Raw genomic sequence first — 23002 nt, 5'->3', positions numbered from 1 at the left:
CCGAAAGTGATCTAGTCCATGTCTTCGATTGCCACAGCGCTGCCGACGGTGTCCGTTCAAGCCGTCGGTAGCTTCGGTCCGCTGGAAACCGCAGGCCCGCTCGTCGTGTGGATCATCGTGATGACTTTCGTGTTCATCGAATGCGCGGTGATCATCGGGTTGTTCCTGCCGGGCGATTCGATGCTGATCACGGCAGGAATCGTGATGGCGACCCATGCGTCGGGCACCGGTCACATCTGGGCGCTGTCGCTCGGTGCGATGGTCGCCGCCATCGCAGGCAACCAGGTGGGGTACTCGATCGGTCACCGGACCGGCTCGACCCTGGTGGCCCGCAAGAACGGCAAGTACCTCAACACCAAGAACCTGCACAAGGTCAATCTCCTGCTCGAGAAGCACGGCTTCTGGGCGGTGCTGGTCGCACGGTGGATCCCCTGGGTGCGCACCCTGTGCCCGCTGGTCGCTGGCGCCGCGAAGATGGATCACCGTAAGTACACGATCGCCAGCACCCTCGGTGCCATCATCTGGGCTCCGGTGCTGCTGCTGATCGGGTTCTACTTCGGCTCGTTCATCGAGGGCATCCCGTGGCTGATGCCCGCCGTCCTGATCTCCATGGTCGTGCTGCTGGTCGTCGGAACCGGACTCGGTATCTGGCAGTACCGCAAGGAAATGGCACGCCCCGAAGAGACCATCGAGGTCGAAGAAGTCGTGGAGTAGCGGCCCTAGAATCCTGCAGCTGCGACGCGGTAGGCGGCTTCCATGAGCATCCAGCCGCCGAGTTGCACCGAGAGGTCCCGTTCGGGCACGTCGGACGGTCGGACCGTTCCTTCGGCGAACGTGGCGATGTGCAGGCCTTGTCCCGGGAACCGGGCTTCGCGGGTCCAGTCGGCCCCGAACAGTGGATTGTCTTCCACTTCGAGGCGGTTCTCCCACGCCGACTCGGCCGAGTTCAAGACGATCGCTGCTGCGAGTTCGCGTGCGCGGTCGTCGGCGTCGGAGTCTCCGGGTAGCTCCACCGCGACCACCGCCAGGTAGCGCGCGAGGATCGGGTTGAACAGGCCGCCGTCTCCCCCACCGCCGCCGGTGATGACGAGGTTGCGGGTCAGGTGGTTGTCGACGGCGTCGACCAGAGCATGGACTCGCTGCGCGTGCCTGGGTTCGCCGAGCCGAACGGCGAGTTCGGTCTCGAGGCCCAACGTGACGCCCTGGCAGTAGCTGTAGACGGCGCGTTCCATCTCGCCGGGCTCACCGGCGTCGACGAGTGCGCGAGTGGAGTGCATTCCGTCCAGAATCAGGCCCGTGCGCGCGTCCTTGAGGGTGCGATCCATCCAGTCGGCCATCTCCTGGGCACGCCACAGCCGCCCGGTCCGCGCGAGCATGATCGCCGCCGGACCGTTGGCGGGTGCGTTGTAGAAGTCGGACTTCTTGCGCCACGGAATGCCGCCACCCTCGGCCGGAGCCCAGGCGTCGAACAATTCCATCTCGATCTGCTGGATGCCACCGCGATTGCCGACGAAGTGCTGCCGCTGAGCGCGTTCGAGCGCCAACCCGAGCCACGCCATGTCGTCGTAGTAGTTGTTGGTCCACCCGCTGACGTTGCGGGTGCGGTGTGCTCGGGTGATCTTGTTCAATCGCCGACGGCGCTTGGCGGTGAGATCGCGATCTGCGGCGTCGACCGCGCAGTCGAGCAGATGGGCCTGCCACCAGTAGTGCCAGCGCAAGAACATCCGTTCCGTGCGCACCGGTGGCCAGGCCACAACTCCCAACGTCGTGCCCGGCAGCCCCCACAGCCGACGCATGTGCCGCGCGACGACGGCCCCCTCCGCAGCGTCCGCACGCTGCGACCACAACTCCTGCATACCCACAATCCTGCCACTACCGTTGCTGATTCGTTACATCCCGCCCCGGAAAACCGCGGCGGTTTCACCACGCAGCGTCGAGGTCTCCATGCCGCCGAATCCACGAGTGCATGGCGATTCCGGCGGCAACACCGGCATTGATGCTGCGGGTAGAACCGAATTGGGCGATCGATACCGTCATCGACGCCGATTCGCGGGCACTGTCGGTGACCCCCGGTCCCTCCTGTCCGAAGAGCAGCAGGCAGTGACGCGGCAACTCCGCGGTCTCGATCGGTACCGACCCCGGGGTGTTGTCGACAGCCACGACGACGAGGTCCTGCTCCTCGGCGAACGCCATCAGCGCCTCCACCGAGTCGTGGTGATGGATGTGCTGGTAGCGGTCGGTGACCATCGCACCGCGACGGTTCCACCGACGACGCCCGACGATATGGACCGCCTGCGCCGCGAAGGCGTTCGCGGTGCGCACCACCGTCCCGATGTTGGCGTCGTTGGTGAAGTTCTCGATGGCTACGTGCAGCGGATGCCGTCGGGTGTCGATGTCGGCGACGATCGCCTCGCGTCGCCAGTAGCGGTAGGCATCGACGACGTTGCGGCGGTCTCCGCCTGCCAGCAGTTCCGGATCCAACCGTGGATCGTCGGGTGGCGGTTCGGTGTGCGTGTCGAACCACGGTCCGACGCCGTTGGGGTTCTCACCCCATTCGGTGGGGCCGGCATCGTCCGACGACGGTTCGCTGTCGATCGTGTTCTCGCTCAATAGACTTCGTTGCTGTCCGGTGCGATGCGGAAACCGTGTCCGGTGGCATCGTCGACGCACGAGATGCCGTTCTCGGCGGACGTGCAGGTGAATCCGTTCTCGGCGATGGTCGCGCCCACCGCGAGCGGTGGATCGATCGTCTCGCCACCCGAGGTGTAGACCACGCCGCCGGAACACATGAATGCCGCCGGGCCTTCGTTGGTGACTCGAATACCGTTGCCCCAGTTGATCATGCAGTCCTCGGGCCGCGGCGGCACCGGAGTGGTGGTGCCCTGACACCCGGCCTCGGTACGACTCGACAGCGGCACGATTCCGCACTGGAACAGGCCGTCGGGGGAACTGAAGTAGTACGCACCGCCGATGGCGGCGTACGTCGTCTGCGGTTCGGCGGTGGGCGGCGGCTCGACCGGAGGCGGAGGCGGCGGGAGCGCCTCTTCCGTGGTCGTCACCGGCGCAGGGGTGGTGGTTTCCGTCGTCGTCGGCGGCGCGAGGGTTGTGGCCGACGCCTGCTGCGGCGGCTGGGCAGCGGACTCACTGCTGCAACCGGCGAGAAGGAGCGCCGTCCCGGCCCCGATTCCGACCAACCAGGCTCGCACCCAACCCATTTGCCTTGTTCTGCTCGACCCTGGCCTGCTCGAACCCCGCGTACTCAGCATGAAGAAACCCCGACCCACCTTTCGACACCGATTGCTCGAAAGACCGACGATACCGGCGTCGGGGCCGGCATCGTCCGACGAGGAGTTCTAGGTGTGGCTCAGGCGCCGGTTGACCTCGCGAGTGAGCCATGCGGGCGAGAAGCGTGACCCGAGCGAGAGCGCCTTGGACGGCAAACCGACCGGGAAATGCACCTTGTGCAACCGACGCTTCACCGGACGGGTCGCGTCGTAGATCGCGTCGGACACATCTTTCACGGTGAGCTTGATGCCCAGCGAGCTCGTGGTGCCCGTCGACACGCCCTGGGTCATCGCCGTCTGGACGAACAGCGGCCACATGGCCTTGACCGAGATGTCGTACTTGCTCCACTCGAGATCCAGCGCCTCGGTGATGCCGCGCACCGCGAACTTGGACGCACCGTAGGTCACCAGCTCGGGCTGACCGTAGATGGCCGACGCCGAGCACAAGTTGACGACCTGCGCGCCTGCGGTGTCCTTGAGGTACGGGAAGGCCGCGAGGGTGCCGTAGATGACGCCGTTGACGTTGATGTCGATCTGACGGCGATGTACCGAGAGCGGCATGTCCTCGAAGGCACCCGCGGCAAGAATTCCGGCGTTGTTGATCAGAATGTCGAGTCGACCGTCACCCTCTCCGACGAACTCCTTCAACCGGGTTTCCCACTGGTCGGAGTTGGTTACATCCAAGACGCCGGTAACTACGCGACCGCTGAGCGAGGCAGCTTCCTTGCCGAGCGATGCCAAGCCGGTCTCGTCGATGTCGTAGGCACCGACGAGGTAGCCGTTGGCTGCGAACTTGAGAGCAGTTGCGCGGCCGATACCTGCAGCTGCGCCTGAGATGAAGACAGTTGGTCGAGTCACATCGATCACCGTACATGTAACCCTACTTACCGGTAACCCCCTATCGTCGAATATCCAACAGCCGCTTTCGGCGGCGCAGGAGCACCGAAGTGAACAACGCGAGAATCGTGCGATCCGTCGTCGTGGTGACGATCGGCTACGCACTCGTACTGGCGATCTGGATCGGTTGGTTGATGGACCGCACCCCACCGGGGACGCTTCCGTACCAGCTGGCGGCCCTGGTCGCCGGATTCGGCGCGGCTCTCGGTCTGGCCATGATGATCGCCGGACGACCGACGCGTGAGCAGAAGGAACTGATCGAGCACGGCGTGGAAGGGTGGGCGACGGTGGATGCCATCCGCCGCATCGACGACGACACCGCCGAGCTGGACCTGGAATTCACCGTGCCGGGCTCGAGCAGCTACTTCGGCAAGATCGTCTACGACATCCCCCGCTCGGACACCTCACGCTTCGAGCCGGGCACCGTCATCGCCGTTCGCGTCGACCCTGCCCACCGCGAGCGAGTACTGCTGCTACCCCGAAGCCAAGGCCTCGACGAGTAGGACCTGCGCCGCAAGGTAGGTCGACAGGACGACCGCTTCCGCGGCGCGGCGCTGTCGGTCGTCGGTCAGAAAGAGCCGCCTGAACACGATCAGCGCATCGGAGACGGTGAACAGAACGCCACCGATCACCAGCCTCGGATCGCCGCCGCGCGAGACGGAACGAGCAGACAGGGTCGACGTGGTCGCGAGCACTGCACCGTACGCGATCAGGGTCGACGCCACCGCGGGCTGACGCCTGGCGAGCAGCACCGACGCGGCCAGCCAGCCGGCGTACCGCGGAATCGCGTCGATCGGTGCCGGACGCGCACCCCTGCGAAACAGCAGATACGTATAACTGCCCTGCATCACGGCGAACGCACGCGCGCCCCACTCCAGAGCGGAATCGTCGTCGGGGTCGATCAACAGCACATCGCCGACCGTGGCCGCCGCTAGACCCGCCAAGAGCACCCGATCTCGAGCTGGATCCAGCCCGGCGGCCAGTGCCGGGACCATCAGCGGCTTGGCCATGCGCTGCACGCGCATCGACCCTGTCCACGCGCCGACCACGGTCACCGCACCCGCCACCAGCGCAGCCGCACGAGCCCGCCGAACCCGACCGACAACCATTGCAAGGACCTCCACCGAAATCTCGTCACAGTCGACGTCACATGTGACGCTGACCCCTATCGCTTGATACTCGCAGGTCGCGTCGCCATCGTGGAAAGGTCGGTCGGATCATTTCTAGGCAGTGGGGACCATCATGCGCCGCAAACTCACCGGGCAGGACAGTTCGGGCCGCTCCGCCTTCGCCGGCCACCCCAACCCGTTGCTCCGCGACTGCGACGTACGCCAGGCACGCATCGAGCACTGGGTGACCGCGCTGCTGATCCTCATGATTCCGGTGTCGCTGTGGATCGGGGCCGCGGCCCACACCGATCAACAACAACGGCTCGAGGACCAGAAGAGTTCGATCCACCTCGTCACCGCGACCACGACGGCCGTCGCGGAATCCGCACCCGTTGCTTCGACCGAGTTCGGCTCGTCCGGCGCAGCTGCGACCGCCGTCGACGCACGGTGGGTTCATCGAGGCGTCGAGCACACCGGACGCGTCAGCGTCGACACCGGATCGCCTGCGGGCACCACCACGCAGATCTGGGTCGACAACAGCGGCAATGTGACCATGCGGCCACTGACCTCGTCCGACGTTGTGGCCGCGGCCATTTTCAACACCATCGGTAGCTGGGTGCTCGTGGCGTCCCTTCTCATCGGCTTCCATCACCTGATGCGCTTCCGCTACGACGGTCAGCGGGACGCCGAGTGGGACCGCGACATCGCCGATCTTCTGCGCCGACACTGACCCGAGCCCCTGGTCAGCCGCATGATCGGTCGCGCGTTGCGATAGATAGTTAGTGTATGTAACAATAATCCGGTGAGTCACTCCGACGCAGACATCCGGGACCTCCTGTCACAACTGGTCACCAGCTCGTCACGTTTTGTCCGGTTGGCCGCACGATTCGGCAGCGACGAATGGCCGAGAGCGTGGATGCGAGCACTGTCGTTGCTCGAGGAATATCAGCCACTGCGCATCAGTACGTTCGCCGAGCTCGACCGCTGCTCCCAACCGTCGGCGACGGCGTTGCTTGCCAAGCTGAGCAAGAGCGGCCTCGTGACCCGAACCGCCGATCCCGACGATTCCCGTGCCGTCCTCATCGAGATGACCGACGCCGGCCACCGATGGCTCGCCGCGAGTCGACGCCACATCGTCGACGGACTGGTGCCGTACCTGTCCGACCGCGACCCGGAGCAGATACAGAAACTGACCGACGGACTGAGTGAGCTTCGCAGCATCCTCGAGCCTGTCGATCGCGGAATGAGAGGAACTTCTTCATGACCACCAGCACCTCCCCCGACAGCCTGCTGAAGCAACCGCGTGCGGTGTGGGCAGTCGCGTTCGCCAGCGTGATCGCGTTCATGGGCATCGGCCTGGTCGATCCCATCCTCAAGCCCATCGGTGAACAACTCGATGCCTCGCCGTCACAGGTGTCGTTGCTGTTCACCAGCTACATGCTCGTCACCGGCGTCGCGATGCTGATCACCGGAGTGGTGTCGAGCCGCTTCGGACCCAAGCGCACCCTGCTGGTGGGGCTGGCGATCATCGTCGTCTTCGCTGCGCTGGCAGGCACGTCCGGCTCGGTCGGTGAAATCATCGGTTTCCGCGCCGGCTGGGGACTGGGTAACGCCCTGTTCATCGCGACGGCGCTGTCGACCATCGTCGGTGCCGCATCGGGAGGTGTCGCTCGCGCGATCATCCTCTACGAGGCCGCACTGGGTATCGGTATCGCCACCGGCCCCCTCGTCGGTGGAGTTCTCGGCGGGTTCAGCTGGCGCGGACCGTTCTTCGGCGTCGCGGCGCTGATGGCCGTCGCATTCATCCTGCTCATCGTCATGCTCCCGGACACCCCGAAGCCCGCGCACACCACGTCGATCCTCGATCCGTTCCGCGCGCTTCGCCACCGCGGTCTGCTCACCGTCGGCATCACCGCACTGCTCTACAACTACGGATTCTTCACCCTCCTGGCGTACACCCCGTTCCCGTTGGACATGGGCACCTACTCCATCGGCTTCATCTTCTTCGGCTGGGGACTGTGCCTGGCGATCGCATCGGTGTTCATCGCACCGAAGCTGCAGCGGGCCTTCGGAACGCTGAACATGATGATGCTCGCGCTGCTGCTGTTCGCCCTCGATCTGGGCGTCATGGCGATGTTCACCGAGAACAAGACCGTCCTGATCGTGGGAACCGTCGTCGCCGGGTTGTTCCTCGGAGTCAACAACACGCTGATCACCGAGACAGTGATGATCTCGGCACCGGTCGAGCGGTCCACGGCATCGGCTGCGTACAGCTTCGTTCGATTCACCGGCGGGGCCGCAGCACCGTACCTGGCCGGAAAACTGGGCGAGTCGAACATGCACGTCCCGTTCTGGGTGGGTGCAGCCTGCACCGCCCTTGCCATCGTGGTTCTGGCAACCGGCCGGAAGGTGCTCGCTCACGTCGACGACCACGAACCTGCACCTCACAGCATCGACGAGGCTCGTGCGGTGACGGTCGGCGACTGAAATACGTTCACCCGACGGGTTTTTCGCGGCGGTCGAGATCTTCGGATCTCGACCGCCGTTTGCTGTCGAGAATCTCTCTCGTCACATGAGTCCCATCAGTAACACTTTCATAACCAATTCTCAGGTAAAGGCTTGAACGGTTCCCGAGACCGGCCGGTTGGTTTACGGTCACGTCAACACGGTTGTTCGTGTGACTCACCAACTACACCCGTTCCGCGTGGGAGGGCGGGTGCGCGCAGCACGATGCTGCCACTGACCGAAGGGCCACAATCTTCATGTCGCAGAAGTCGATCGCCAGGTCCAAGAAGGCGCGCCTCGCCGCTGCCGGGGCCGCCATGGCACTGTCCCTCTCCATCGCCGCACCGGGAATCGCCAGTGCGCAGGATCCGACACCCGAAAGCTCCTCAGTCGAGCAGCCGGCCACCGAGGGCGGCACCGAATCCGGAGCTCCCACCGCCGAGCAGGGCGCAACCGTCGAAGGATCGGCCACTGTCGACGGGCAGATCGACGCGCCTGCTCCGGCCGTCACCCCGGAAGACGCCGCAGCCGCGGCGGCCGCAGCCGTCCCAGCCCCCGAAGTACCGTCGGCCATCCGCCCGCTGCCCCAGGTCACCGGCGGCGTCGTCTTCAACGACGACGGCACCGCGACGGTCAACCTCGACGTCATCCCGCAGCTGTCCGACGCGGAGAAGCAGGCGATCGCCGACGCCGAGGCCGCAAGCAAGGCAGCGGTGGAAGCCACCGCAGCCGCCCAGGTTCGGCTCGAGACCGCCAAAGCAGCCGAGGCCACCGCGAGCACGGATGCCACCAAGGCCGAGGTCGCCGCCGCCGAGGCCGACGTCAAGGCCAAGACGGCCGCCGCGGAGGCCAAGGCCGCCGTAGTCGCCAGCACTGCCGCCAGTGCTGCGGTCACCGCAGCCAAGAACGACGCTGCCGAGCTGAAGACCACGGCCGACGAGGCCAAGGCCGCAGCGGACCAGGCCGCAGCCGACGCCGAGGCAGCAGAGAAGCTGGCCGTCGAGCTCGAGGCCGCAGCGGTATCGGGCGATCCCGAGGCCACCGCAGAAGCCGAGGCAGCTCGCGCCGATGCGAACGCCAAGGCCGAGCTCGCCGCCAGCGCCAAGGTCGAGGCCGATGCGTCGACCAAGGCCGTCGAGGATTCCGTCGCGGCACTGCAGGAGTCGTTCAAGAGCCTCAACCTCGCCAAGATCGCTGCTGCCACCAGGGCCGCAGCCGCCACCGCAGCGAAGTCGCTCGCACTGCACGTCGAAGCGCAGACGGCCGCTGCCGTAGCCGCGATGGCCGAGCAGAACGCTCTGAACCTCGAAGCTGCCGCCGAGGCCGCCGCGGGTGAGGAAACCGAATCCGAGAAGGCCGCAGCCGACGCCCGGGCCGCAGCGGACGCCGCCAAGGCCGACGCCGATGCCAAGGCCGACGCAGCCACCGCAGCCCAGGCTGCACTCGACGCTGCACCGTCCGATGCCGACATCGCAGCCCTCGAAAAGGCTGCAGCCGACGCCGCACAGGCCGTCGTGGATGCCAACGCAGCCGTCACGGCCGCCGACGCAGATCTGGCGACCAAGACCGAGGCAGCCGCTGCAGCCAAGACCAAGGCCACCGAGGCCGCGACCGCGCTGAAGACCGCACAGGACGAAGCGACGGCCGCGAAGGCCAACTCCGACGCCAAGGCCAAGGTCGAGGCCGATCTCAAGGCCGAGGCCGCCGAATTGGCCGCCAGCGGACCGAAGTTCGAGTGGACGATCAACCTCGGAAACACCGTCCGCGAGGACGTTCCGGTCACCGAGGTCGACGAGAACACCGTCGTCGTCGACAAGACCGGAGTCTCGCTGGTCGGTGTCAGGAACGAGGACGGATCGTTCACCGTCGCGGATTACTTCACCACCGACGAGAACGGTGTCGTCAGCGTTGCCGGCGATCTGCCGCCGGTCGATCTCGCTCTCGGCGATTCCTCCGACGAGGCGTCGGGCGGATCGGACAGCTCGTCCAACACCCCGGCGATTCTGGCCGGAGTCGGCGTGGTCGTGGTCGCGGCAGCAGGCGGAGCCTTCTACCTGCGTCGCCGTAGCTCCACCGATGCCACCTCGTAACACCCGCTGGCTGTGGACGGCGATCCTGACCTTCGTTCTACTCGTATCAGCTTGTGCGAGTGACGAAGTCGGGATCGCCGCGCCCGATCGCTCGCCGGTGCAGTCACAGATCTCGGTGGCTGCACCGGCGAGCGACGTCGCTCCCGCTCAGCCGGAACACATCGAACTCCGGTCCTCGGACGGCACTACCTATCTGAGCAGTCCCATCCATCCCGACCCGCTCTACCGCGGCGGCGACAGTGGCCAGGTGCTCAACCCCGTCGACGAACTGCCCGCGTGGTGGGCCGAGAGCGGCATGCCGGGAACCTCGACCGAACAAACGGTAGTGGTTGCGGGACATAACTATTCGAAGCGTGATGCCCCGTTCAAGGCGTTGCGCGTGGTGACCCCGGGCGACACCGTCGTGTTGCGCACAGCGAGCGGCACCCTGCAGTACGCGGTCGAATCGGTCGGCCCTCTGCCGAAGGGATCCCTACTGGCGGACAACGAACTCCGACGCTCGGTGCCGGGGCGATTGATCCTCGCCAACTGCGACGTCCAAGGCGGCGAACCCACCGACGACAACTTCGTCGTCGTCGCGCAACTGGTTCGCTGATAGGCGCTCTCGCGACCGGGGCTACAAGCCGAGGTCTGCCAAGCCGAGGAGGGATCGATATTCCAGGTCCTCTGCGGCGATGACCCGATCGGCCCCGGTCGCCCGGTCCACCACCGTGGCCACTCCGACGACCGTCGCGCCCGCGTCGCGCAGAGCCTGCACGGCAGTGAGCGGAGAATTACCGGTGGTCGTCGTATCCTCCACCACCAGAACACGTTTGCCGACGATGTCCGGTCCCTCGATCTGACGTTGCATGCCGTGCGCCTTCGCTGCCTTGCGCACCACGAACGCATCGATCGGACGCCCCTCGGCATGCATGATCGACATCGCCACCGGATCTGCACCCATCGTCAGACCGCCGACCGACACGAAATCCCAGTCGGCAACCAGATCACGCATCAACGATCCGATCAGCGCACCCGCCCGATGATGCAGGGTCGCGCGACGCAGATCCACGTAGTAGTCGGCCTCCTTGCCCGACGACAAGGTGACCTTCCCGTGCACGACGGCAAGCTCTTTCACCAAATCGGCCAGTTCCTGCCGGTCCGAATTCGCGGCACTCTCGGCCATGTTCGGATTCCTCTCGTCGCACCACGGATCTTCGATAGGTCGGTACGAACTTACCCACCGACCCGCGCAACCGCTCTCGCCGGCTCCGATGCCGGAGCTCGGGGCGTTCCTGCCGCTAGGCAGCGACCTCGGCCGATGGCTGCTCGTCGAGCAGTTCCTTGGTCTCCACGAACGGTTCCGGTGCGGTCAACGAGCGAGACCTGGCGACGAGCGAGGACGGGAACGTGCCGATCGCCTGCGACAACCGGTACGCATTGTCGTTGTACACGCGCACAGCGCCCGCGATACGCCGCTCGGTGACGTTCAGTTCTCCGGCCGGGCCCTGGAACTCCCAATTGCCCAACACATTCTGACGCGCATCGGCGTCGGCCAGCACGGCGTGGAACGCGGCGGACAACGCATTCTCGGCAGCGGCCTGCGCCTGCAGACCCAGGCTGCGATCGCGCACGGCCCTGGACCACGAACGCGCACCACCGAGCTGACGCAGCACATCACCGGACAGCCCGGTGGCCTCCGCCGCGGCAATGAACGGGCCCAACTGCTCGTGCCGCCGATCGAGCTCGACATCGACCAGCCGCAGACTCTGTTCCGTCTGCACGCGGTACCGGCCGAGTCGACGCACCGTGATCACCACGTAGCCGACCAAGACAACGACACACAGGACCACGACTGCCACTACAACACCCGAAGAAACCGTCACGGGGTACGAATTTAGCCGCGTAAGCGCATCTGCGCCCGTAAACACGCCCGAACTTTCATCAGGGCTGATTGCGTCGGCGCTCCGAGTCGAACGGGATCGGACGCGACGCGGGCTGGCGCGGCACCGGACGCGACGGACTCGCCGAACGTGCAGCCTGCGGGCCGGCCGCATCGGGCCTCGGCGGACGCGGCCTACGTCCCGACTCCTGCGGACGCGAATCGGGGGTGCGGGGCTCCTGAGTACGGGGCTCTTCAGTACGGGGTTCTCCTGCACGGGGCTCTGCTATCCGAGGAGGTCGAACCCGCGGCTCGGGACCCTTAGGTGCAGGAGTTCTCGGCTGGACAACACGGGTCTCCGGGCTCGGCACCGCCTGGATGCGGGGCTCGGCCACTCGAGGCTGGGGATTCTGCGGCACGCGCGCTTGCTGAGTGTGCGCCTCCTGCACCAGCGGCCTACCCGGATCGCTTCGGTCACGGCCGGGGTCACCGGGTCGAGCGCCGTAGACCGCGCTTCCGCGAACCGGGGGCAGCACGTGCAACATGCCCGACAGTCGTGCGACCGCGTCGATCGCGGCATCCCAATCGCGGCCGGCACTGCTGAGCGGCAGAGATCCGAGCGTCCAGTCCTTCTCGCTCCACAGCAGCTGCAGATTCGCCGGGATGGACTCGGTGAACGCAGCCATCCGCTGGTCGCAGACACGGCGAGCGATATCGACGTCGGTGGCGAACACCACACGCGGGCCGATGGAGCCGAGCAGTTCCATGTCCTCGTCCCGCGGCGGTGGCGTCGAGCGGGGCCGAAGGTCGATGTCGACATCGGAACCGACCGAGCGCTGCACGGCCACGATGGTGCCCGTCTCCTCGACGTCGAAGAGAACGAACTCCTCACCGCGCCGAACGCCGGTCACCACTCCGAGAGCCACGTCGAACTCGGGCTTCGACAGGGCAGCGCGAGAGAACCGAGTGACCAGTTCTCGATCGTGCGGTCGATACTCGTACCCCTGAGCCTTGGCCCACATCTGCCGTACACGTCCGGACTGATCTCGCTTGGACCTGTCGATGTAGAGCAGCGCCACTGCACCCATCAGTGCAATTGCCGCAAGGCCGAACCACATTGCCGTCATCGCGAACCACCTTAATCGACATCCACACCTTCGCCGCCCACCACCGCCGGGTCCTGTGAACGGTCCCTACGGCGACTCGCATCGCCTTTGGGGTCATTCCGCAGGCTCCACTCCCGCCCCCTACAGGTCATTCCGCAGGCTCCACTCCCGCGCCTATCCGCCGAGATTCGGCGTTTCGATGATGACGTTCGCGCGGATCGTTCCGTCCTCGACGGCCTCGCCCTGCACCACGACGAAAGCACCGACGGTCAGCGACGCCAGGTCGCTGCCGGACAACGAGATTATCTGGGTCTGGGGTGTGGTCTGCACCGTCACCGGAGCGCCGTCGAGTCCGTCCAGCGTCAGAGTCGAACCGTCGTTGGCGCTGATCGTTCCCACCGACGAACCCAGTTGACCGAGAATCTCGGGAATTCCCCCGGGGATCAGCTCGGGCGTGGTGGCGGTGCCCGATTCGGTGGGCTGCGGCGCTGTGGTGGGCGCGCTCGACGTGGGCGGCCTGATCGACGACGACGTCGACGGACCGGTGGCGGTGGTGCTGGGCTCGTCGGATCCCCCGCTCAGGAAGGAAATTCCGAAGAACACGACGATGGCGAGGACGACGAGTCCGATCAGCGCCAGAACCCACGGCCTGGGCCCCTTGCTGCCGGAATCGGTCGCGTTCGGATCCCCGGTGGGCGGCGGAGCGCCGTACTCCGGCGGCTGCCCGAATTGCTGAGTGTGGCCGAATTGCTGAGTGTTGCCGTACTGCGGGGCCTGGCCGTACTGCGGGACCTGGCCGTACTGCGCAGTCTCGTAACCCGGGGGTTGACCGTACTGCTGGGTCTGGCCGTATGCCTGATTTGCCGCCGCCTGCTGCTCCGGGTCGTAGGGCGGGAATGCCTGCGTGGGCTGATAACCGGGCGGATAGGCCTGCGGGTTCGGGTTCTGACCCGCCTGTGTCGGATACTGCTCCGTCGGTTGCGAGCCGTCGGGATACTGCTGGGCCCCGGGATACTGCTGGGCACCGGGGTACTGCTGTCCGTAGGCTTGCGTCGATTCTGCTGACTCCGGCCCGTCCGCCGCGTCCTGATCGCGTTCTCTGGGTGACCGCGGGTCGTCCGGATTCGTCATCCCACGAGCGTACCTACCCGGTACACCCCGGTTGAAGGCAAAAACAGGCCCGCACGAGCAGTACTCGTGCGGGCCTGTTCGGGAAAAGACCGCGGCTAGCCCAGGATCAGGCGCTCTCCGTCAGGGCTGACACCGACCGACACCACATCGCCGTCGTGGACGTCGCCGGCGAGCAGCAGCTTCGCCAGTTGATCCCCGATGGCCTGCTGGATCAGTCGACGCAGCGGCCGCGCTCCGTACAACGGGTCGTAGCCGCGAACCGCGAGCCACATCTTCGCCGGTGACGACACGTCCAGCGTCAGTCGACGAGCCGCCAGACGCTTGGCGAGGAAGCCGAGCTGGATGTCGACGATCGACTCGAGCTGATCCTCGGACAACGCGTCGAACACCACCACGTCGTCGAGTCGATTGACGAACTCGGGCTTGAACGACCGCCGCACCGCGTCCATCACCTGCTCCTTGGTACCGCCGGCACCGAGGTTGGAGGTGAGGATCAGGATCGTGTTGCGGAAGTCGACGGTCCGGCCCTGGCCGTCGGTGAGCCGGCCTTCGTCCAACACTGCGAGCAGGATGTCGAACACATCGGGGTGCGCTTTCTCGACCTCGTCGAAGAGCACAACCGTGTACGGACGCCTACGCACGGCCTCGGTCAGCTGACCTCCGGCCTCGTAGCCGACGTAGCCCGGAGGTGCACCGACGAGCCGAGCGACGGCATGCTTCTCGCTGTACTCGCTCATGTCGATGCGCACCATCGCGCGTTCGTCGTCGAAGAGGAACTCCGCCAACGCTTTCGCCAGCTCGGTCTTACCGACACCGGTCGGTCCGAGGAACAGGAACGATCCCGTCGGACGGTTGGGATCGGCCACCCCGGCGCGGGAGCGTCGGACGGCGTCGGACACCGCTTGTACTGCATCCTTCTGCCCGACGACTCGCTTGCCGAGCTCGTCCTCCATGCGGAGCAGCTTCGCGGTCTCACCCTCGAGCATCCGGCCCGCCGGAATTCCGGTCCAGGCCGCGACGACGTCGGCGACGTCGTCCGGTCCCACCTCCTCCTTGAGCATCACGTCACCCTGAGCCGGCGAGTCCTCGGTCTTGGCTGCGAGCTCCTTCTCGAGAGTCGGGATACGTCCGTAGCGCAGCTCGGCGGCCCGGCCCAGATCGCCGTCGCGTTCGGCGCGGTCGGATTCGCCCCGCAGGTTCTCGAGCTCCTCCTTCAGGACCCGCACCGAGTCGATGGCGTTCTTCTCGTTCTGCCAGCGGGTGCTGAGCCCGGCGAGCTTCTCCTGCAGATCGGCAAGTTCCTGGCGGAGCTTGTCGAGCCGAGCCTTCGACGCGTCGTCGGTCTCCTTCGCCAGGGCCATCTCCTCGATTTCGAGGCGACGGACGGCACGTTCGACCTCGTCGATCTCGACCGGGCGTGAGTCGATCTCCATGCGCAGCCGGGACGCGGCCTCGTCGACCAGGTCGATGGCCTTGTCCGGCAGGAACCGGGCGGTGATGTACCGGTCACTGAGCGTGGCCGCGGCGACCAGGGCGGAGTCCGTGATCCGGACGCCGTGGTGCACCTCGTAGCGCTCCTTGAGTCCGCGCAGGATGCCGACGGTGTCCTCGACCGACGGCTCACCGACGTAGACCTGCTGGAAGCGTCGTTCGAGGGCGGCATCCTTCTCGATGTACTTGCGGTACTCCTCGAGGGTCGTCGCACCGACGAGGCGCAGTTCACCGCGGGCGAGCATCGGCTTGATCATGTTGCCCGCGTCCATCGCCGATTCACCGGTCGCACCTGCTCCGACGATGGTGTGCAGCTCGTCGATGAACGTGATGACCTGACCTGCGGAGTTCTTGATGTCGTCGAGCACGGCCTTGAGCCGCTCCTCGAACTCACCGCGGAACTTCGCGCCCGCGACCATCGAACCGAGGTCGAGGGAGACGACGGTCTTGCCGCGCAGGCTCTCCGGTACGTCGCCGGCGATGACGCGTTGCGCGAGTCCTTCGACGATGGCCGTCTTGCCGACACCGGGTTCGCCGATGAGCACCGGATTGTTCTTGGTGCGCCGTGAGAGAACCTGCACGACGCGCCTGATCTCGGTGTCGCGGCCGATGACGGGATCGAGCTTGCCTTCTCGGGCCAGCGCGGTCAGATCGGTGCTGTACTTCTCCAGCGCCTGGTAGGTGTTCTCGGGATCTGCGCTGGTGACCCGAGCACTGCCGCGAACGGCTTGGAAGGCGTCGCGCAGCTCGTTGGGTCCGGCTCCGTGCCCGGTCAACAGCTTGCCGACGTCGTCGCTGCCGGTCGCCAGGCCCACCATGATGTGTTCGGTGGAGACGAACTCGTCGTCGAGTTCGGTGGCCAGATGCTGTGCGGCGGTGATCGCGGCGAGGGTTTCACGGCCGAGTTGCGGAGTGGTGGTCGAACCGGATGCCGAGGGCAGGCGGTCGACGAGGTTCTGCGCTTCTCGACGCACCGTTGCAGGGTCGACGCCGACGGCCTTCAGCAGTGGTGTGGCGATGCCGTCGGTCTGATCGAGCAACGCCACCAACAAATGTGCCGGACGAATGTCCGGGTTACCGGCCGCGGATGCGGCCTGCAGGGCAGCGGAAAGTGCCGCCTGCGACTTCGTGGTGGGAGTGAAACTGTCCACCGGTCACCTTCTTCCGAGAGTGGGATTCGAGACTGTCGCTGGGTACAACCATAGACAAGTTGAGTCTGTTCCGCTCAACCTTGTTCTTATCCACATTCGGCGAAATGCGGGATATCCTCGATCGGTCTACTTTGGTGACGGTCGACGGTGGCTGGGTCATCGGCAGTGATTCGGTGGGGTGGAGGTGGATCTATGCTCGACGCACGCACGATCTCCCTCGTTCGCACCGGATTCAAATCCGTCGTGGCCGCCCAGGACGGGCCGGCGCGGCTGTCCCGGTCCTTCTACGGCCATCTCTTCGCCGAGCATCCCGACTTCCGCACCCTGTTCCCGGCATCGATGGACGCGTTGCGTGAGCACTTCGTCATGGCCCTCGGCTACGTCTTCGAGCACCTCGACGAACCCGACCGCGTCGAGCCGTTCCTCGAGCAACTCGGCCGGGACCATCGCAAACACGGAATCTCCGGCGCGCATTTCCGCGCGGGCAGCTCGGCTCTGATCAACGCGTTCCGCACCTTCGCCGGCAACGAGGTATGGACCGACGAGGTCGAGACGGCCTGGAACGACGCTCTCACCGTGGTGAGCAATGCGATGGCCGACGCCGCCGACAACGACGAACTGCCGCCGTTCTGGAGTGCCACCGTCGTAGATCATCAGCGCGTGCTCGACGACCTCGCGGTGGTGCGGCTGAAGACCGACGGCGAGATCCCGTACTTCCCCGGGCAGTACGTCAGTGTGCAGATTCCGCAGCGGCCCAAGCTGTGGCGGTACCTGTCCCCTGCCATCCCCAGCAATCCGTACGGTGAGATCGAGTTCCATGTTCGACGCGTCTCCGGTGGCTGGGTGTCGCCGGCGATGGTCACCGAGACCGCCGTGGGTGATCGCTGGGCCATCAGTCCGCCGCTGGGCGGGATGCACGTCGATCGCGCGATCCGCGAGGACGTGCTGATGATCGCGGGTGGCACCGGATTGGCCCCGCTGCGCGCGCAGGTGATGGAGATGGCGCAGCGCAGCAACAATCCGCGGGTGCACCTGTTCGTCAGCGGAACGTATCCGTGCGATCTCTACGATCTGGACACTCTGTGGCAGTTGTCGCTGTCGAATCCGTGGCTGACGGTGGTTCCGGTGACCGAGGAACTCGAGAATCCGTGGTGGTATTCGGGCACACCTCGCGAACTACCGTGGGGAATGCACCACCGTCTGCACGGCGCGGTGGGCAAGGTCGTCACTCGATTCGGTTCGTGGGCCGATCGGCAGATTCAGATCTGCGGGTCACCGTCGATGGTGCGCACGACGATCTACGCCCTCCGCAGGGTCGGCACGCCGATGGAGCACATTCAGCACGACCCGTTCTGAAAAGCCCTGCGCCGCAAGCCCTCAGCTGGACAGCGACTTCGGCGGCATGTCCTCGACCACTCCGCCGGCCACCAGTCGCGGCGTCCAGGTCTCGGTCACCAGTCGACCGTCTCCGGTGATGATCGCATCGGGGTCGGGGTCGATCAGGATCGGATATCCGGTGTCGGCGGTGGCCTCGACGTTCTGCACCAGGAGGCCGTTCTCGATGGTGTAGTGCACGCGAACCGGTTGCAGGTCGGAGTCGAAAGCCCAAGGGCGGCCGATGAATATCACTGCATCGCCCACATCGTCGAGTACCGACACCGAGCCGTCGCGCTCGAGCCGCAGGCTCCACCGGGGCGGCATGGACGTCGAGAACTCGAATCTGTGCGGAGCTCGCGCGTCGAGCAGGTGGATCATCAACAGCGCGCCGTCCCGAGGATCTCGTTGCGGCACAATGACTTCGAACGATCCACATTCGTAGAACCTGGACCCGAACGGCCCCGGGATGCCTGCGCCGAGATGGTCTGCGATGGCGAGTCCGAGTCGAACGAACCCGGAGCCGTCCTCGGCCCGGAGCGTGATTCCCTCGGACGGGTGCGGCGTGGGCGACTCGTCCCGCGGCGCGTAGGACAGCACTGCGCGAAGCAGTGGCTCGACCACCTCCGCGTCACCGTCTCGTGAATCGAACGTTCGCCGTCGACGATCGGTCATCTCCACCCCCTCCGCCTGGCAAGACAGTCTGCCACCGAGGCTCTGATCACGTGTCCGATTCTACGGAAAACCATCCGATCGATCCGGTGTCCGAGGCACCGGGCTGCCCGGACTCGCCCCGGCACGTCGCCCGACGCATGAAACCGATCAGTACGATTTTCGACGAATTTCTGCAGGTCAGCCATGGTTAGCCGGATCCTCGGCAGCGGCTACTATGAGCCGGTTCGGTCCGCGGCGGACCGATCTGCCCGGGTGGGCAGCGGCTGTATCAGGAAGGCACACACATCCCCGATGTCCGCTGATTTCGCCGCACGCCTGAACCATCTGTTCTCCACGATCCACCCGACCGGACGCAAGCCGCACACCAATGCCGAGGTCGCCGACGCTCTCGCCCTGCGCGGGCACCAGATCTCCAAGCCGTACATCTCGCAATTGCGGTCGGGGCAGCGCAACAATCCGTCCGCGGACACCGTGGCGGCACTGGCCACGTTCTTCAAGGTCAAGCCCGACTACTTCTTCGACGACATCTACGCGGCCAAGGTCGATCACGACCTCGAACTGCTCACCCAGCTGCAGGGATACGGCCTACGCCGCCTGTCCGCCCGGGCATTCGACCTGTCCGAGGAGTCCCAGAATCTGCTCAGCTCGATGGCCGAGAAGCTCCGCGTGAGCGAAGGACTCCCCGCAGTGCCGCCGGACAGCACCCACTAGGACCCGGCCTTCGCCGCTGATTTGGGTCGTTCCGCAGGCTCCACTCCCGCCGCCGCGATCCTCGCCTGCACCTCCGGACGCCGCAGTGGCGGCACCGTGGGCGGTGGCTGACGCCGTTCCGGAAGCGCATCGAGGAGCCGGTGCGTCGTTGCCGTCACCTCGGCGACGGCACGCTCGAACGCGTCACGGGTGGCGTCGGACGTCTTCTGCACGCCGCTGATCTTGCGGACGTACTGACGCGCGGCCGCTTCGATCTCCTCGTCGGTGGCGTGGGGTTCCAAGCCTCGCAGGGTGGTGATGTTTCGGCACATGCGTCGACGATAACCCCGCAGCTCACACCTCGAGAAGGCCTGCAACGGCACGAAGACACAGCGCACGGACCTGTTCCCGGTCGAGAGTTCTGCGCTCGACCCAGTCCAGGCACACCGCTCGCACGAAGGCCACCCACCCGCGCAACGCGGTGCGGACCATGTCGTCGTCGCGAAATCTTTCGGGCAGAGCAGCCAGGATCCGCTCCTGCTGAATCTCGAACTCGCGCGTGAGGATGTCGTCGATCCGTCGGTCTCCCAGCAGGGACCCGCGGTTGACGGCTCGAATGCCGTGCGCGTGCTCGTCGGCGTAGGAGATGTAGGCCTCGAGCCCGGCGGCGATCTGCTCGAGGACCGGAAGCGAGGTGTCCGGTGCGGTGAGGTCGAGGTTCCGCTCGGACTCGGTGCGCACGATCTCGACGAAGAACTCCCGCTTGGACGGGAAGTAGTGGTACATCAGCCCGCGTGAGACGCCCGCCAGATCGGCGACCTCTTCGATCCACACGTCCTCGTAGGGCCGCTCGGCGAACAGTGCCGAGCCGATCTCGAGGAGTTGCGCACGCCGCTGCGCCGGCGTCATCCGCTTGCGAGGTGTGGTCATGGGCCTCGAACTTTACTTGACACGAGTTCAACAGTGAGTACGGTCACTATTGAACACCGATTCAACAAGCCGAACGATGGAGTGGCGATGTCGACAGAGTTCGCGGTACGAAACGGCGCTCTACCGCATCCCCCGTACCGAGTTCCCGTGCTCGGCGACATCGTCGGCGTCGACCCGCGCACCCCGGTTCAGGATTCGACCGCCATGGCCGGCCGCCTCGGCCCGATGTTCGAGCGGAACATCCTCGGTCGACGCTTCGTCTTCGCCTCCGGTGCCGACGTGGTGGGCGAACTGTGCGATGAGAAACGGTTCGAGAAGTTTCTGCCTCCCGGCGTCGAGAATCTGCGCGACATCGGGGCCGACGGGCTGTTCACCGCCTACAACCACGAACCGAACTGGCAACGGGCCCACGATCTGTTGCGTCCGGCCTTCACCGCCGGTGCCATGCGCGGCTATCACGAGATCATGGTCGACGTCGCCGACGATCTGGTTCGGCACTGGGAAGACCGCGCACGCGCCGGCGCAACCACCGACGTGTCCTCGGACATGACGAAGCTGACGCTCGAGACCATCGGTCGCACCGGATTCAGTTACAGCTTCGGCTCGTTCGAGCGAACCGAGCCGCATCCGTTCGTCTCCGCCATGGTCGGTGCCCTGACCTACAACCAGAGGCGGGCACTGCTGAAGATCCCCGCGTTCGCCAAGCCCCTGTTCGCCCGATCCGACCGCGAATACGCACACAACAAGCAGTACCTGGCCGACGTCCTCGCAGATGTCGTCCGGACCAGGCGCCGGTCCACCGAAGACTTCGCCGACCTGCTGCAGATCATGATGGACGCGGCACGTGAGGTGGACAATCCGAATGCATTGAGCGAAGCCAACATCGGCTACCAGATCCTGACGTTCCTGATCGCCGGACACGAGACCACCTCCGGTGCACTGTCGTTCGCGCTGTACTACCTGGCGACACATCCGGAGGTCTTCGAGCGGGCCCGCGCCGAGGTCGACGAGGTCTGGGGTGCGGGTGAGCCCGAGTTCGGGCAGGTCCCCAAGCTGCGGTACGTCCGCCGAGTCCTCGACGAATCGCTGCGCCTGTGGCCGACGGTTCCCGCGTTCGGCCGGGGAGCACGGACGGAGACCATCGTCGGCGACGGCTACCGAATGGCGGCCGGGGACTGGGCGATCGTGCTGGTGACGGCCCTGCATCGCGATCCGGTGTGGGGCGATCGCCCCGACGAGTTCGACCCGGACAACTTTCTACCCGACCGCATCAAAGCCAGACCGGCCCATGCCTACAAGCCATTCGGCACCGGCGAACGCGCCTGCATCGGAAGGCAATTCGCCATTCACGAGGCGGTCCTGGTCCTCGGAACGATTCTCCAGCGTTTCGATCTGCGAGCCGACCCGTCGTACCGCCTGCGGGTCGAGGAGCGACTGACCATGATGCCCACCGGCTTTCGGGTACAACCGACGACCCGACAGTAGTCAGTCCGGCAACAGCGGAACCGAGATTCCCGGATCGCGACCGAGCAGCACCCCGCGAGTGAGCGAGGTAGATCCGAATTTCTTGTGCACCCCGTCGAGCGCGCGGTCGAGAGCCGATGCCTCCGGCGGCGTCCGTACCGACGGTGCGTCGAACTGCAATTCGAGTTGTTCCGCGCCGCCCTTGTCGATACTCGAAACGGTGACACCGACGAGGGTGATGCCCTTCTCCGAGATCAACGGTGCCGCGTCGCGCAGCAATTCGAGTGCGGCGTCGAGAATATCCCTGGTATCGGCGGTGGCGCGATCGAGCGTGTGCGATCTGGTGGCGCGAGTGAAATCGGCAAAACGTAAGCGCAACATCACGGTTCGACCGGTTCGCTCCGCTGCGCGCATACGGTGCGTGACGCGATCGACGAGCCCGATCAACGAGGCCTCCACCTCGGCTGCGTCGTGCCTGCCGCGGCCGAGTGCCCGCTGTGCGCCGATGGAACTGCGGGACTTCCCGGGCTGGACGCGTCGCGGATCTCGGCCCATGGCCAGCGCGTACAGATGAGCACCCGCACCCTTGCCCAGCACCGAAGCCAACGAACGCTCGCCGTAGGCCGCGATGTCGCCGACGGTCCGGATGTCGAGGACGTGCAGTTTCTCGGCGGTCACTTTGCCGACACCCCAGAGCCTTTCGATGTTCAGCGGATGCAGGAACTCGAGTTCGCCGCCGGGCGGCACGAGCAGTAGGCCGTCGGGTTTGGCGAAAGCACTGGCCACCTTCGCCAGAAACTTGGTGGTGGCGATCCCGACGGTGATGGGCAGCCCTACCTGTTCGGCGACCTCCTGCCGCAGACGTTGTCCGATCTCCGTGGCACTGCCCGCAATCTTCTGCAACCCGCCGACGTCGAGAAACGCCTCGTCGATGGAGATGCCCTCCACCAGCGGGGTGGTGTCGTGGAAGACGTCGAACACGTCCTTGCTCGCCTGCGAGTACGCCTCCATGCGCGGCGGGACCACGATGGCCTGCGGACACACCGCGCGTGCCTGCCCGCCGCTCATCGCCGTACGCACCCCGAAGGCCTTGGCCTCGTAGCTGGCGGCGAGCACCACTCCCCCGCCGACGATCACCGGCTTACCGCGCAGCCGCGGATCGTCACGCTGCTCCACCGAGGCATAGAAGGAGTCCAGGTCGGCGTGCATGATGCTCGCCACGGGCCTGCCGGTGGACTCCACCG

Annotated in this window: 24 protein-coding genes; 10 read left to right on the top strand and 14 right to left on the bottom strand. The window is 65.9% G+C overall.

The window, feature by feature from the left end; translation table 11 throughout:
• The first annotated feature begins 18 nt into the window (after positions 1 to 18).
• Positions 19 to 714: a DedA family protein gene (locus CH295_RS13630; RefSeq protein WP_052047622.1), complete on the top strand. Its 696-nt coding sequence runs from the start codon at positions 19 to 21 to the stop codon at positions 712 to 714.
• Between the two features lie 5 nt (positions 715 to 719).
• Here CH295_RS13630 and CH295_RS13625 read toward each other — a convergent pair whose 3' ends face one another.
• From CH295_RS13625 to CH295_RS13610, 4 genes are all read right to left on the bottom strand, one after another.
• The gene (locus tag CH295_RS13625) at positions 720 to 1856 is read right to left on the bottom strand and encodes a glycoside hydrolase family 76 protein (protein WP_094741038.1); all 1137 of its coding nucleotides are present in this window, start codon (positions 1854 to 1856) and stop codon (positions 720 to 722) included.
• A 64-nt stretch (positions 1857 to 1920) separates the two neighbouring features.
• Positions 1921 to 2610 (bottom strand): TrmH family RNA methyltransferase, encoded by a 690-nt coding sequence (locus CH295_RS13620; RefSeq protein ID WP_170945894.1) that lies wholly within the window; start codon positions 2608 to 2610, stop codon positions 1921 to 1923.
• The gene (locus CH295_RS13615) at positions 2607 to 3215 is read right to left on the bottom strand and encodes a DUF6636 domain-containing protein (protein ID WP_170945893.1); all 609 of its coding nucleotides are present in this window, start codon (positions 3213 to 3215) and stop codon (positions 2607 to 2609) included. Before CH295_RS13615 ends, CH295_RS13620 begins: the two co-directional genes overlap by 4 nt.
• Positions 3216 to 3353: 138 nt before the next feature.
• Positions 3354 to 4142: an SDR family oxidoreductase gene (locus tag CH295_RS13610; RefSeq protein ID WP_212556174.1), complete on the bottom strand. Its 789-nt coding sequence runs from the start codon at positions 4140 to 4142 to the stop codon at positions 3354 to 3356.
• 89 nt (positions 4143 to 4231) lie between these two features.
• Here CH295_RS13610 and CH295_RS13605 point away from each other — a divergent pair, with 89 nt between their 5' ends.
• On the top strand, positions 4232 to 4684 hold the full coding sequence (locus tag CH295_RS13605; RefSeq protein WP_037190461.1) for a hypothetical protein: 453 nt from the start codon (positions 4232 to 4234) through the stop codon (positions 4682 to 4684).
• On the opposite strand, the gene CH295_RS13600 is transcribed toward CH295_RS13605, so the two are convergent.
• A complete protein-coding gene (locus tag CH295_RS13600) occupies positions 4655 to 5290 on the bottom strand; it encodes a lysoplasmalogenase (protein WP_094632578.1) in 636 nt (211 codons plus the stop codon). The genes CH295_RS13605 and CH295_RS13600 overlap by 30 nt on opposite strands.
• Positions 5291 to 5423: 133 nt before the next feature.
• Between CH295_RS13600 and CH295_RS13595 the strand changes: the two genes are divergently transcribed.
• The 5 genes from CH295_RS13595 to CH295_RS13575 all read left to right on the top strand — a co-directional run bounded on the left by CH295_RS13595 (position 5424) and on the right by CH295_RS13575 (position 10480).
• Complete coding sequence (locus tag CH295_RS13595; RefSeq protein WP_141217020.1) at positions 5424 to 6020, top strand: Rv1733c family protein; 597 nt, start codon at positions 5424 to 5426, stop codon at positions 6018 to 6020.
• A gap of 72 nt (positions 6021 to 6092) precedes the next feature.
• A complete protein-coding gene (locus tag CH295_RS13590) occupies positions 6093 to 6554 on the top strand; it encodes a MarR family winged helix-turn-helix transcriptional regulator (RefSeq protein WP_037190464.1) in 462 nt (153 codons plus the stop codon).
• Positions 6551 to 7777, top strand: a complete 1227-nt coding sequence (locus CH295_RS13585) for an MFS transporter (protein WP_037190466.1) — start codon at positions 6551 to 6553, stop codon at positions 7775 to 7777. The genes CH295_RS13590 and CH295_RS13585 overlap by 4 nt, the downstream gene beginning before the upstream one ends.
• A 275-nt stretch (positions 7778 to 8052) precedes the next feature.
• A complete protein-coding gene (locus tag CH295_RS13580; protein WP_037190468.1) occupies positions 8053 to 9885 on the top strand; it encodes a hypothetical protein in 1833 nt (610 codons plus the stop codon).
• Entirely contained in the window at positions 9872 to 10480 is a 609-nt protein-coding gene (locus tag CH295_RS13575; RefSeq protein WP_094741035.1) for a class F sortase, read from the top strand. The genes CH295_RS13580 and CH295_RS13575 overlap by 14 nt, the downstream gene beginning before the upstream one ends.
• Before the next feature lie 21 nt (positions 10481 to 10501).
• Here the strand turns inward: CH295_RS13575 and pyrE are convergent, their stop codons facing one another.
• From pyrE to clpB, 5 genes are all read right to left on the bottom strand, one after another.
• The gene (gene pyrE, locus CH295_RS13570) at positions 10502 to 11050 is read right to left on the bottom strand and encodes an orotate phosphoribosyltransferase (RefSeq protein WP_037190472.1); all 549 of its coding nucleotides are present in this window, start codon (positions 11048 to 11050) and stop codon (positions 10502 to 10504) included.
• Positions 11051 to 11165: 115 nt separating this feature from the next.
• The gene (locus CH295_RS13565) at positions 11166 to 11726 is read right to left on the bottom strand and encodes a LemA family protein (protein WP_252342034.1); all 561 of its coding nucleotides are present in this window, start codon (positions 11724 to 11726) and stop codon (positions 11166 to 11168) included.
• Between the two features lie 82 nt (positions 11727 to 11808).
• Entirely contained in the window at positions 11809 to 12864 is a 1056-nt protein-coding gene (locus CH295_RS13560; RefSeq protein WP_252342053.1) for a TtfA family protein, read from the bottom strand.
• Positions 12865 to 13026: 162 nt separating this feature from the next.
• Entirely contained in the window at positions 13027 to 13983 is a 957-nt protein-coding gene (locus CH295_RS13555) for a DUF5666 domain-containing protein (RefSeq protein ID WP_094741032.1), read from the bottom strand.
• A gap of 95 nt (positions 13984 to 14078) precedes the next feature.
• The gene (gene clpB / locus CH295_RS13550; protein ID WP_094741031.1) at positions 14079 to 16625 is read right to left on the bottom strand and encodes an ATP-dependent chaperone ClpB; all 2547 of its coding nucleotides are present in this window, start codon (positions 16623 to 16625) and stop codon (positions 14079 to 14081) included.
• Between the two features lie 192 nt (positions 16626 to 16817).
• Here clpB and CH295_RS13545 point away from each other — a divergent pair, with 192 nt between their 5' ends.
• Positions 16818 to 17981: a globin domain-containing protein gene (locus CH295_RS13545; protein WP_094741030.1), complete on the top strand. Its 1164-nt coding sequence runs from the start codon at positions 16818 to 16820 to the stop codon at positions 17979 to 17981.
• A 21-nt stretch (positions 17982 to 18002) separates the two neighbouring features.
• Here the strand turns inward: CH295_RS13545 and CH295_RS13540 are convergent, their stop codons facing one another.
• Positions 18003 to 18674 (bottom strand): hypothetical protein, encoded by a 672-nt coding sequence (locus tag CH295_RS13540; protein ID WP_141217019.1) that lies wholly within the window; start codon positions 18672 to 18674, stop codon positions 18003 to 18005.
• 291 nt (positions 18675 to 18965) lie between these two features.
• On the opposite strand from CH295_RS13540, the gene CH295_RS13535 reads away from it, so the two are divergent.
• Positions 18966 to 19385, top strand: a complete 420-nt coding sequence (locus tag CH295_RS13535; protein WP_094741174.1) for a helix-turn-helix domain-containing protein — start codon at positions 18966 to 18968, stop codon at positions 19383 to 19385.
• Here the strand turns inward: CH295_RS13535 and CH295_RS13530 are convergent.
• Both CH295_RS13530 and CH295_RS13525 read right to left on the bottom strand, forming a co-directional pair.
• Entirely contained in the window at positions 19382 to 19696 is a 315-nt protein-coding gene (locus tag CH295_RS13530) for a DUF2277 domain-containing protein (protein ID WP_037190478.1), read from the bottom strand. The two genes, CH295_RS13535 and CH295_RS13530, sit on opposite strands and share 4 nt — an antisense overlap.
• A 22-nt stretch (positions 19697 to 19718) precedes the next feature.
• Complete coding sequence (locus CH295_RS13525; protein ID WP_094741028.1) at positions 19719 to 20294, bottom strand: TetR/AcrR family transcriptional regulator; 576 nt, start codon at positions 20292 to 20294, stop codon at positions 19719 to 19721.
• 87 nt (positions 20295 to 20381) lie between these two features.
• Here CH295_RS13525 and CH295_RS13520 point away from each other — a divergent pair, with 87 nt between their 5' ends.
• On the top strand, positions 20382 to 21779 hold the full coding sequence (locus CH295_RS13520) for a cytochrome P450 (RefSeq protein ID WP_094741173.1): 1398 nt from the start codon (positions 20382 to 20384) through the stop codon (positions 21777 to 21779).
• Here the strand turns inward: CH295_RS13520 and dinB are convergent, their stop codons facing one another.
• Positions 21780 to 22967 (bottom strand): DNA polymerase IV, encoded by a 1188-nt coding sequence (gene dinB, locus CH295_RS13515; protein WP_037190522.1) that lies wholly within the window; start codon positions 22965 to 22967, stop codon positions 21780 to 21782. It lies immediately after the preceding gene.
• Positions 22968 to 23002 lie beyond the last annotated feature (35 nt).

Source organism: Rhodococcus sp. 14-2483-1-2, assembly GCF_002259405.1.
Taxonomy (GTDB): Bacteria; Actinomycetota; Actinomycetes; order Mycobacteriales; family Mycobacteriaceae; genus Rhodococcoides.
Note: the sequence above shows the minus strand (reverse complement) of the source record. Positions and strands in the feature narration are given on the sequence as shown.

Excerpts from the sequence above, each read along its gene's own strand:
- CH295_RS13630 (WP_052047622.1), top strand. The coding sequence starts at position 19 with ATGTCTTCGATTGCCACAGCGCTGCCGACGGTGTCCGTTCAAGCCGTC.
- CH295_RS13625 (WP_094741038.1), bottom strand. The coding sequence starts at position 1,856 with ATGCAGGAGTTGTGGTCGCAGCGTGCGGACGCTGCGGAGGGGGCCGTC.
- CH295_RS13615 (WP_170945893.1), bottom strand. The coding sequence starts at position 3,215 with ATGGGTTGGGTGCGAGCCTGGTTGGTCGGAATCGGGGCCGGGACGGCG.
- CH295_RS13600 (WP_094632578.1), bottom strand. The coding sequence starts at position 5,290 with ATGGTTGTCGGTCGGGTTCGGCGGGCTCGTGCGGCTGCGCTGGTGGCG.
- CH295_RS13595 (WP_141217020.1), top strand. The coding sequence starts at position 5,424 with ATGCGCCGCAAACTCACCGGGCAGGACAGTTCGGGCCGCTCCGCCTTC.
- CH295_RS13585 (WP_037190466.1), top strand. The coding sequence starts at position 6,551 with ATGACCACCAGCACCTCCCCCGACAGCCTGCTGAAGCAACCGCGTGCG.
- CH295_RS13580 (WP_037190468.1), top strand. The coding sequence starts at position 8,053 with ATGTCGCAGAAGTCGATCGCCAGGTCCAAGAAGGCGCGCCTCGCCGCT.
- CH295_RS13575 (WP_094741035.1), top strand. The coding sequence starts at position 9,872 with ATGCCACCTCGTAACACCCGCTGGCTGTGGACGGCGATCCTGACCTTC.
- pyrE (WP_037190472.1), bottom strand. The coding sequence starts at position 11,050 with ATGGCCGAGAGTGCCGCGAATTCGGACCGGCAGGAACTGGCCGATTTG.
- CH295_RS13560 (WP_252342053.1), bottom strand. The coding sequence starts at position 12,864 with ATGTGGTTCGGCCTTGCGGCAATTGCACTGATGGGTGCAGTGGCGCTG.
- CH295_RS13555 (WP_094741032.1), bottom strand. The coding sequence starts at position 13,983 with ATGACGAATCCGGACGACCCGCGGTCACCCAGAGAACGCGATCAGGAC.
- CH295_RS13545 (WP_094741030.1), top strand. The coding sequence starts at position 16,818 with ATGCTCGACGCACGCACGATCTCCCTCGTTCGCACCGGATTCAAATCC.
- CH295_RS13540 (WP_141217019.1), bottom strand. The coding sequence starts at position 18,674 with ATGACCGATCGTCGACGGCGAACGTTCGATTCACGAGACGGTGACGCG.
- CH295_RS13535 (WP_094741174.1), top strand. The coding sequence starts at position 18,966 with ATGTCCGCTGATTTCGCCGCACGCCTGAACCATCTGTTCTCCACGATC.
- CH295_RS13530 (WP_037190478.1), bottom strand. The coding sequence starts at position 19,696 with ATGTGCCGAAACATCACCACCCTGCGAGGCTTGGAACCCCACGCCACC.
- CH295_RS13525 (WP_094741028.1), bottom strand. The coding sequence starts at position 20,294 with ATGACCACACCTCGCAAGCGGATGACGCCGGCGCAGCGGCGTGCGCAA.
- CH295_RS13520 (WP_094741173.1), top strand. The coding sequence starts at position 20,382 with ATGTCGACAGAGTTCGCGGTACGAAACGGCGCTCTACCGCATCCCCCG.
- dinB (WP_037190522.1), bottom strand. The coding sequence starts at position 22,967 with ATGCACGCCGACCTGGACTCCTTCTATGCCTCGGTGGAGCAGCGTGAC.